The following is an 8,591-nucleotide window of genomic DNA, read 5'->3' on the forward strand; positions in this document are numbered from 1 at the left end:
CCACAGCCCTGGCGTCGTCCGGTCAGACGCCGGCGCCGAGCACGGCGTCGATCCGCTGCGGGTCACCGCAGACGATCAGCAACGCCCCGGCGCACTCCCGTGCACGGGGCAGCGCGCGGGTGGTGACGTCATCGACGTCTCCGTTGACCGCGACAACGACGACGGGGCGGGACTTCACGCGGCCCGCAGCTGCGGCCCCGGCGAAGAAGACGTCATCGCCCGCATCGTGCTGGGCCCAGTAGGCGGCCTCTCCGAAGGAGAGCTCGTGCACCGCCCACGGGTGCTGCTCACCAGTGGTGAGCACGAGGATGTCGCCAGGTGCCCGGCCTGAGTCGAGCAGCAGGTCGACCGCCTCGTCGGCGGCGTCGAGCGCGCCGTCGGCGGGGGCCGGGATCACCTGGATCTGCGGCGCGGAACGGTGCTCCGACCGGGCCGTCCGCGGCTGGCCGGAAGTGGACTGCGGGCGCTGCGCCGGAGGTGCGGGCCTCGCGGGGCGGGGCCCCGGGATACCTGGGCGCGGCATGGCCGCGGAACGCGGACCGGGTACGGGACGGGGGGTCGGCGCGGTACGGCCTGTGGCCGGGGTGACGCGGGGACCCTGGGCGCTCTCGTGAATCTGAGGCTCCTCGGGGATGAGAGGCATGGGTGGTTGTCTATCAAACGCCGACGCGGAAGACGTCAGCGGGTGGGTACAGATGTGCGATCAGAAGTCGAAGCCGAGCTGGCCCCCGCTTTCCAGTGCTGCCGCCTCGGCGGAGATGCGGACCTTCTTCAGGTGCTGCCACCTGGGCAGCGAGTCGAGGTAGGACCACGAGAGGCGGTGCTGGGACGTGGGTCCCAGTGCCTCCAGAGCGGCCCTGTGCACGGGCGACGGATAGCCGGCGTTGGCATCGAAGGCGAAGTCCGTGTACTCCCCCGACCCCGCGCCCAGTTCGGCCATCATCGTGTCCCGGTGGACCTTCGCTATCACCGAAGCGGCAGCGACCGCGATACAGGACTGGTCACCCTTGATGACGGTACGTACCGTCCAGGGCGCTCCCAGGTAGTCATGCTTGCCGTCGAGGATCACCGCGTCGGGGCGCACGGGCAGCGCTTCCAGAGCGCGTACCGCGGCAAGACGCAGGGCTGCGGTCATCCCGAGTTCGTCGATCTCCTGCGGCGAGGCGTCACCGAGCCCGTAGGCCGTGACCCAGTCCCGAAGCAGCGGCGCCAGCTCGGCACGGCGTTTCGGGCTGATCAGTTTGGAGTCGGTGAGTCCGGCGGGAGGTCTGCGGAGGCCGGTGACGGCCGCACACACGGTGACCGGCCCCGCCCACGCTCCGCGTCCGACCTCGTCGACACCGGCGACGGTCCTGGCACCGGTGGTGGCGCGCAGTGAGCGCTCGACGGTGTGCGTGGGTGGTTCGTACGGCATGGCGCCAGCCAGGGTACGCCGACGTGGGCGCCACGAACACCCCGGGGCGCCGGACCGTGACCCCGGCCCCGGCGCCGCGGTGGGAACAGCTCGCGGTCCGACACTGTCGTCGGCCGTTCGGGGGCCGGGACGGAGACACCGTGTCCTGCCTCGGCCCCTTGCGGTCGCTTCGATTGCGCGCGTATCCACCCATTCGCTTCCGCACACCATTCCGGCATACATCGCCACCGCCGGAGGCACTCCGGAGCCGTTCCGCTCGACGCATCGGAACGAGTACGCGAACGCCCCGTAGCAGGGTTCACTGCCTCCCGAAGAGACCGGTCAGCGGTTGGCGATCCTCTTGGGCGATCACGGAGCGGAGTCCTGCGGCCGTGCCTCAAATCGCAATCGCGAAGGAGATAATTCAGGGTGCGGCCGTGGCCGAACAGGACAGTGGGGCATCACGCAGCCGCCGATCCCGGCCGGGATCTCTCCCTTCCAGCTGAGGATCGTTGCGCGCCGACGGGGAGCCGATGTTCACGAGGACGGACCGCGGGCCTCGTCGATCTGCTAGGTGAGGACCCGGCCGATCTCGGGCAGTCCGACGCCCAGTGCCCGCAGAACAAGGATCTGCTGCAGGAGCTGGTGCTCCTCGTGGTAGCGGTGGCCGTCGGCGCCGATCCGGACCGACGGCGGAAGGCCGATCTCGTCGTAGTGCCGCAGAGTCCGGGCGACCACGCCCGTCATCCGGGCGATCTCCGCGATCGGCCGGTCCGTCGCCGCTCCCTCACGAGTGCTTCGCCAGGCCGGTGTCTCCGGCCCCGATCAGGACGGTAGAAGCTGCCGCAGCGACAGTTTCAACCCCCCGCCGGCCGGAGCCGCGACCGGACCCGGCCGGTGTGGACCTCGACGCCGGCTGACGGGGCCGGCCCGGCTGCCCGGCGCGGGAGCCTCCTGGGGCACCACCGGTCGGATGCCCGACCGCGAGCTCAGCCGCCCGGTTGTCCGCCTCGCCGCATGGCACCCGGGCTAGTACGGGTCGTAGGAATCGTCCCCGTAGCCGTCGCCACCCTCGCCGCCTCGCGTACGGCAGTCCGTCGGGTAGGGGTCCGCGCTCCGCCCACCGAGAATGTCGCGTGCCCGCGCCTCGCCCCAACTGGTGGCGTACCACGGATCGTCGCGCTCACGCAGCGTGCGCTGAATCTCGTTGAGAGCACAGGACCGCAGCGGTTCGGGAAGAGTGTCGAGAGCCGGTACGGCATCCGCCGACAGGCCCCGCAGGTAGTCGATGTCGATCGCGTGGTCGCTGCGGAAGCGCTGGACGTTCTGTTCCGCGATCAGCCCGTCGGGCGAGGCCAGGCCGAACACGAGCACGGCGACAGCCGCACTCGCCGCCACTGCGCGCGGCAGCAGACGTGCACCGAACACACCTGCCGCCATGATCAGGACCAGTACCACGCCCAGCCAGAGTTCCACCGCGGCCACGGATATGCGCAGCCGGGTCAGGCCGTAGGCGTCGACGTACAGCTCCATGCGGCGCAGCGCCGAGGCCACCACCACCAGGGTCAGCAGGCACAGTGCACCGAGTACGGCTCGCACGAGCGTGCGGTCCCCCGCGCGGCCTCGCGGGGCCCAGCGCAGGGCGATTGCGATCACGAGGAGGGTGAGCAACGTCGCCCAGAGCAGTTGCCAGAAACCCTGACGTGCATACGCGGAGTAGCTGAGATCGGTCTCGGCCATCACCTTGTCGTATCCGCCGAGCAGCACGGTGAGCTGGATGGCGATGAAGACGGCGAAGAGCAGATTCAGCACGATGAGCGGCAGGGCCCACTCCAGTCGGCCGCGGGCCTTGCCGGCCCGCACGGTTATGCCGTCCCAGCGCACAGGAGCCGCAGCGGTGTACGCGGCGGTGAGCGCACCGACCAGACCTACCGCGAACAGGAAGAGCCGCCACGGGACTTCGCCCACCGAAACATCGGGAATCAGGTCTCCGAGCACATCGGCGAACGCGGCGTCCGCGCTCGCGAACAGTGTCCCGAAGACCACGAGCAGGACGGCGGCCACCGCGACGGACCGGAGCGCGACGCCCCACCGATGATGGGAGCCTGACATCCGGTCACGGACACCGGTCGCTCCCCACGTCAGACCCCTGGTGACGGAAGGGAAGAGACCGACCGAACCGAGGAAGACCCCGAGCCAGCTGCGACTGCCGTGCAGTGTCAGTGAGCCCAGCGCCAAGGCCGAGACCACAGCGAGAAAGGTGGGCCAGCCCGCGTCCCGGAGCGCGGGGACGGCGAGCAGGGCGAGGCCACCGACCGCCCACGCGGCGGACCAGGGCCGGAGCCGACGACCTGCTGCCTGGGCGGCGAAATAGGCCCCGAGCGCCGCCGGGACGGCCACGATCAGCAGGTTCGAGCCGAGGCCGTCGCCCAGCAGCAGGGCGCTGAGGAGCGCGGTGGCGACGACCGACCAGAGCGTGGCATCGCGGAGAGCGGCCGGACGGGCCGGGCGCAGCGGGGCAAGTATGCCTTCCGCCGGCCGGGCACCCTGCCACGGATCGGACGGCTGCGGAGGCCGCCCCGCCTCCGCATGTACCGGCGTCTTCGGCTCCCCGGGAACGGCTTCCCGATCTGCGGTCGCCTTCCGCGTCTCGGAAGCATCGGAGACCACCGGCGCTTCCGGCTGCCGGGCCGGCTCTGACGTGTGCTCGGACATGGGACCCCTCCCCCACCGGGGTCCGCCCATGCGTGTGAACAGCGCGAGCGGCCCGGCATCTCATTCGGCGCACGCCCATCAGGATGATCATCAGGGGCTGCGTGGCCGAAAGAGTAGCCGCCGGTCGCCACGCGCAGTCACCCATGGCAGGGCTGTGTCAGGACCGTGACAGTCGAGGTGTTTCAGCTTCGGCCGGGTCCCCGGAGCCAGTCCGGCAGCTCTTCCGTCTGTGCGGACCAGCCGGCCGGTGGCGCACCGCTCTCCCCCGCCGCGATGACCCCGCCGACGATCGCGCAGGTCGTGTCCACGTCTCCACCGGCCTGGGCGGTCACCCAGAACGCTTCCTCGAAGTCGCCGAGACTCCGCGCCGCCGACCAGAGGGCGAACGGCACCGTGTCATGTGCACTGGTACGGCGGCCGTTGCCCAGAACCGCGGCCACGGTCCCGGTGTCGCTGTAGTCGAGCATGTCTCGGGCCCGGCGGAGCCCTGCACCCACCGCGCTGCGCGGTACGAGTGCGATGACCCCGTCGAGGAGACCGGTCGGCGTCGGCGGTCCTCCGGGGGCGGCGGCGAGCGAGGCTGCCGCCGCCACTGCCATCGCACCGACGACGGCCTCGCGGTGCTGATGCGTCGTGTACGAGGAGATCTCGGCCTGGTGCGTGGCCTGCTCGGGGTCGTCCGCGTACCAGGCGCCCAGCGGCGCGATACGCATCGACGAACCATTGCCCCACGAGCCCTGCCCCTGGAACAGCGCGGACGCCAGCTCACGCCAGTCACTGCCCTCCCGGACCAGTCGGAGCAGCCGGTTCACGGCGGGGCCGTATCCCCGGTCGAAGTCGTGATGGTCGGCGAAGGCATGGGCGAGCGCGTCCTGGTCGATACGACCGTGCTCGATGAGCACGGCCAGTACCGAAGAGGCCATCTCCGTGTCGTCGGTCCACTGCCAGGGCCCGGGCGGCACGGCTCGCTGCTTGAGAAGCGGATAGTTGGCGGGCACAAAGAACTGGGAGCCCAGAGCGTCCCCCACAGCCAGCCCGCGCAGGCTGGCCAGGGCGCGTTCGAAGCGTCGGGCGGAAGCGGATTCAGCGGTCATCGCCGTCCAACTCTATCCGGTGATGCCGTACGGCTCGGGGGTACGCCACCGCTCGAACGGCCGGTCAAGTGTGTAGCGCCCGTCCTCGCCGAGCGTCAGGGCCCGCGTCTCCCCGTTGCAGGGATTGGACAGCGACTCGAACTCGGCCACCGACCAGTGGAACCAGCGCATGCAGAACAGCCGCATGGTCAGCCCGTGCGTGACCAGCAGAACGTTGGGCGGGTGATCGGGGGCCTCGAAGCTCCGGTACAGGCTCTCCAGAAATGCTCCGACCCGGTCGTACACATCGGCTCCGGACTCTCCCTGCGCGAAGCGGTAGAAGAAGTGTCCGTAGGCATCCCGGTAGGCCTTCTGCAGCCTTACGTCATCGCGGTCCTGCCAGTTCCCCCAGTCCTGTTCGCGCAGCCGGGGCTCCTCCCGCACGCGTACTCGCTCCAGGTCGAGACCGAGGGATCTGAACGTCTCGTGGGTGCGGCGGTAGGGCGAGACGTACACGCTGACCTGCTCCTCGCCGAACAGTTCACGCAGCTGCACCCCCGTCTCCCTGGCCTGCCGCAATCCCGTCGCGGTGAGCCGCAGTGCATGGTCGGGTTCACGCTCGTACACCGTGTCATCGGCATTGCCCTCGGACTCGCCGTGCCGGACGAGGACAATGCGCTGCGGTCGTCCCATAGGACAGACCCTAGATCGACACAAGCCCATTCGAGCAGTTGTCCGGACTCCGTCCCTCGTATGTCGCCACCGCAGTGACACCACGGACACGGACGACGGAGCACCGCCTCAGCGCTCCGTCCGATCACCCCGTGGTTCCTCCTGCTGTGCGCCGGTGCGTATTCCGCCCCTCACGGACGCGGGCCTGCCGGCCGCAGCGGTGTCGTCGTCCCTGCTCACACCGTCCAGGAGGGCTCCAGCTGCACGACGTCCCCCTCGAGCGCCGCCACGTCGTCCTCGGTCCGAGCCCGTTGCGACAGCCTTTCGACGCTCCCTGGCCGGTACTTGCCGCGCTCGGCGCTCGACTGCCACATCGACAGCACCAGAAACTCGTGCCCCGGCGCCTCCCCGAACACCCCGCGCAGCATGCCGGGCGAACCGGCCATCGCCGGGTTCCACACCCTCTGCTGCATCAGCGCGAAGTGCTCGACCCGGTCCTCATGCACTCTGCTGTGCGCGACTCGGACCACATCCGCATCGGTGAAGCGCGGCTCGAAGCCGGTCTTCACATCGAAGCGGTACTCGAAGAGTTTGACCTGACTGTCGCTGAACGTTCCGGACTGGGCAGCAGCCAACTGATCATGTGCACGGGCCATGAACGAGTCGTAGAAGACCCGGTTCTCCCAGAACGCGAACACGTGGGCGACCTCCGGTCGGCCTCGACTCCATCCGCCCCCCTGTCCCCTGAACCCCGGCTCTCCGAGCAGCCCCGCCCACTTTCGCTGCCCCCGCTCGAACCCACGACGGTCCCTCACGGTGCAGCGAATCCACTTGACCAGCACCGCGCCATCGTACGGCGCCGGACGTGGCGCAGGTCACGCTCTGACCGAGTACGTCCGAACCGGTCACGACGAACCGCAGAATGATCTCCATGACGGCTCTCCACGCCAACCCGCTGTTCGCCCGCCTCGCATCGTCGCAGCGCATCCTCGTCACCGGGGCGGGCGGCGGATTCGATGTCTACGCGGGGCTGCCGGTGGCGCTCTCCCTGCTTCACCAGGGCAAGGACGTACGGCTGGCCAACCTCTCGTTCAGTGCTCTCGAAGGGCTCCCCCTCGATGCCTGGCTCGCACCGGACGTAGCCGCCATCACCCCCGAGACCTCCCTCCACCAGGCGTACTTCCCCGAACGCACCCTCGCCCAATGGCTCGATCTGCACCGGTACCCGAGCACCGTCCACGCGTTCCGCAGAGTGGGCGTGCAGCCGTTGCGTGCCGCCTACCGGGCGCTGATCGAGCGGTACGAGATCGACGCGGTGGTCCTCGTCGACGGCGGTACGGACATTCTGATGCGTGGCGACGAAACCGGACTCGGCACCCCGGAGGAGGACCTGACCAGCGTCGCGGCGCTCGCCGGCATCGATGTACCGGAACGCCTGGTCGTCTCCATCGGCTTCGGGATCGACGCCTACCACGGGGTGAGTCACGGGCTCGTGCTGGAGAACATCGCCGCTCTGGAACGCGCCGGTGCCTGCCTCGGCGCGTTCTCCGTCTCCCGCACGACGCGCGAGGGCGCCCTCTTCGTCGACGCGGTGGCACACGCCCAGCGGCACACACCCGAACACCCGAGCATCGTCAACGGATCGATCGCCGCTGCGGTCGAAGGGGCCTTCGGGAACGTCCAGTTCACGTCACGTACCCGGGGCAGTGAGCTGTTCATCAACCCGCTGATGTCGCTCTGCTTCGCTTTCGAGCTGGAGGGGGTGGCACGCCACTGCCTCTATCTCGACCGCATCGAGCACACCCATCTCATCCGTCAGGTCAGCAGCGCGATCGAGGCCTTCCGTGACGGGATACGGCAGCGCCCGCCGCGTCGCATCCCGCACTGAAATACGCCGGAACCGCCTCTGGCCCGATTCCGCCGCCAGGGACCAAGCCGGTTGGATCCGGGGAGAGTTACGGACATGATCGGGTGATAGGACCGGTTCGACGGCCCAGACGGCAAGGAGGGAAGCGCGATGAGCACTCCCAACAAGGACATCGCAAAGGTCGAGGTCGGACTCAGATGGGACCCGAGTCCGCCGGGAGCTCCCGCCCATGACCTGGACATCATCGCGGCAACCTATCCGGCGGACGAGCCGTACGGCAGTCCCGCGTATCTGGTGCACTTCGACAGCCGTTCACCGGACGGGACCATCACCCTGAACCGCGACAGCAGAACCGGCCAGGGCCTGGGCTTCGACGAGGTGATGACCCTGGAACTGAACCGGTTGTCGAGCGCTTACGCCCGGGTCGTCGTCGGAGTCGTCATTCAGCAGCGCGACGGCCGGAAGACGTTCGGTGACATAGCCCGTACCGGCGTGCAGGTCAGGGAGGGCCGCACCAGCCTGGCGGAGGACGACTTCTCGGCGGTCGCGGGCGCCACCGCGGCCACCGTCGCCGAATTCGTCCGGGACACATCGGGCACCTGGCAGTTCCGCGGGGCGGTCCGGGGCTTCGACGGCGACCCCGGCGCGTACGCCGCGATCATGGGAAACCGCGCGCCCGGCGCATGATCCTCCGGACACACGTGTACGGGGTCGCGGGCCCCGGCAAGGCGTCGCGACCCGGCCGGACGCCCCGGGGCCACGCCGAGGGCGGTGGGGGGGCGGGTACCGCCCCCCCCCCCCCCCCCCCACGTGGGAGAGCCCCCCCCCCCCCCACTACACAGAGACCCCCCGGGGAGCCCCCGCCCCCCCC

At 69.9% G+C, this 8,591-nt stretch carries 8 protein-coding genes and 1 pseudogene; 2 read left to right on the plus strand and 7 right to left on the minus strand.

Annotated elements, in window-relative coordinates; all coding sequences use genetic code 11:
- Positions 1 to 22: 22 nt before the first annotated feature.
- From ACFVXE_RS02440 to ACFVXE_RS02470, 7 genes and pseudogenes are all read right to left on the minus strand, one after another.
- Positions 23 to 643, minus strand: coding sequence for a hypothetical protein (locus tag ACFVXE_RS02440; protein ID WP_389668380.1), 621 nt, complete (start codon positions 641 to 643; stop codon positions 23 to 25).
- A gap of 60 nt (positions 644 to 703) precedes the next feature.
- Positions 704 to 1,414 carry a ribonuclease HII gene (locus ACFVXE_RS02445; protein WP_389668382.1) on the minus strand — a complete coding sequence of 237 codons (711 nt, stop codon included), beginning with the start codon at positions 1,412 to 1,414 and terminating at the stop codon, positions 704 to 706.
- Between the two features lie 555 nt (positions 1,415 to 1,969).
- Positions 1,970 to 2,158: pseudogene (locus tag ACFVXE_RS02450) on the minus strand (MerR family DNA-binding transcriptional regulator); the annotation flags it as partial.
- A gap of 264 nt (positions 2,159 to 2,422) precedes the next feature.
- Positions 2,423 to 4,108 carry a DUF4153 domain-containing protein gene (locus ACFVXE_RS02455; RefSeq protein ID WP_389668384.1) on the minus strand — a complete coding sequence of 562 codons (1,686 nt, stop codon included), beginning with the start codon at positions 4,106 to 4,108 and terminating at the stop codon, positions 2,423 to 2,425.
- 182 nt (positions 4,109 to 4,290) lie between these two features.
- Positions 4,291 to 5,202, minus strand: coding sequence for an ADP-ribosylglycohydrolase family protein (locus ACFVXE_RS02460; RefSeq protein ID WP_389668386.1), 912 nt, complete (start codon positions 5,200 to 5,202; stop codon positions 4,291 to 4,293).
- Between the two features lie 12 nt (positions 5,203 to 5,214).
- Positions 5,215 to 5,874 carry a histidine phosphatase family protein gene (locus ACFVXE_RS02465; RefSeq protein WP_389668388.1) on the minus strand — a complete coding sequence of 220 codons (660 nt, stop codon included), beginning with the start codon at positions 5,872 to 5,874 and terminating at the stop codon, positions 5,215 to 5,217.
- Between the two features lie 215 nt (positions 5,875 to 6,089).
- Positions 6,090 to 6,695, minus strand: coding sequence for a YdbC family protein (locus ACFVXE_RS02470; RefSeq protein ID WP_389668390.1), 606 nt, complete (start codon positions 6,693 to 6,695; stop codon positions 6,090 to 6,092).
- Positions 6,696 to 6,784: 89 nt separating this feature from the next.
- On the opposite strand from ACFVXE_RS02470, the gene ACFVXE_RS02475 reads away from it, so the two are divergent.
- Together ACFVXE_RS02475 and ACFVXE_RS02480 are read left to right on the plus strand one after the other, a co-directional pair.
- Complete coding sequence (locus ACFVXE_RS02475) at positions 6,785 to 7,741, plus strand: DUF1152 domain-containing protein (RefSeq protein ID WP_389668392.1); 957 nt, start codon at positions 6,785 to 6,787, stop codon at positions 7,739 to 7,741.
- Between the two features lie 129 nt (positions 7,742 to 7,870).
- On the plus strand, positions 7,871 to 8,407 hold the full coding sequence (locus tag ACFVXE_RS02480) for a TerD family protein (RefSeq protein ID WP_389668394.1): 537 nt from the start codon (positions 7,871 to 7,873) through the stop codon (positions 8,405 to 8,407).
- The last annotated feature ends 184 nt before the right edge of the window (positions 8,408 to 8,591 follow it).

It is taken from the genome of Streptomyces sp. NPDC058231 (assembly GCF_042882275.1).
Classification (GTDB): Bacteria; Actinomycetota; Actinomycetes; order Streptomycetales; family Streptomycetaceae; genus Streptomyces.

Excerpts from the sequence above, each read along its gene's own strand:
- ACFVXE_RS02440 (WP_389668380.1), bottom strand. The coding sequence starts at position 643 with ATGCCTCTCATCCCCGAGGAGCCTCAGATTCACGAGAGCGCCCAGGGT.
- ACFVXE_RS02445 (WP_389668382.1), bottom strand. The coding sequence starts at position 1,414 with ATGCCGTACGAACCACCCACGCACACCGTCGAGCGCTCACTGCGCGCC.
- ACFVXE_RS02455 (WP_389668384.1), bottom strand. The coding sequence starts at position 4,108 with ATGTCCGAGCACACGTCAGAGCCGGCCCGGCAGCCGGAAGCGCCGGTG.
- ACFVXE_RS02460 (WP_389668386.1), bottom strand. The coding sequence starts at position 5,202 with ATGACCGCTGAATCCGCTTCCGCCCGACGCTTCGAACGCGCCCTGGCC.
- ACFVXE_RS02465 (WP_389668388.1), bottom strand. The coding sequence starts at position 5,874 with ATGGGACGACCGCAGCGCATTGTCCTCGTCCGGCACGGCGAGTCCGAG.
- ACFVXE_RS02475 (WP_389668392.1), top strand. The coding sequence starts at position 6,785 with ATGACGGCTCTCCACGCCAACCCGCTGTTCGCCCGCCTCGCATCGTCG.
- ACFVXE_RS02480 (WP_389668394.1), top strand. The coding sequence starts at position 7,871 with ATGAGCACTCCCAACAAGGACATCGCAAAGGTCGAGGTCGGACTCAGA.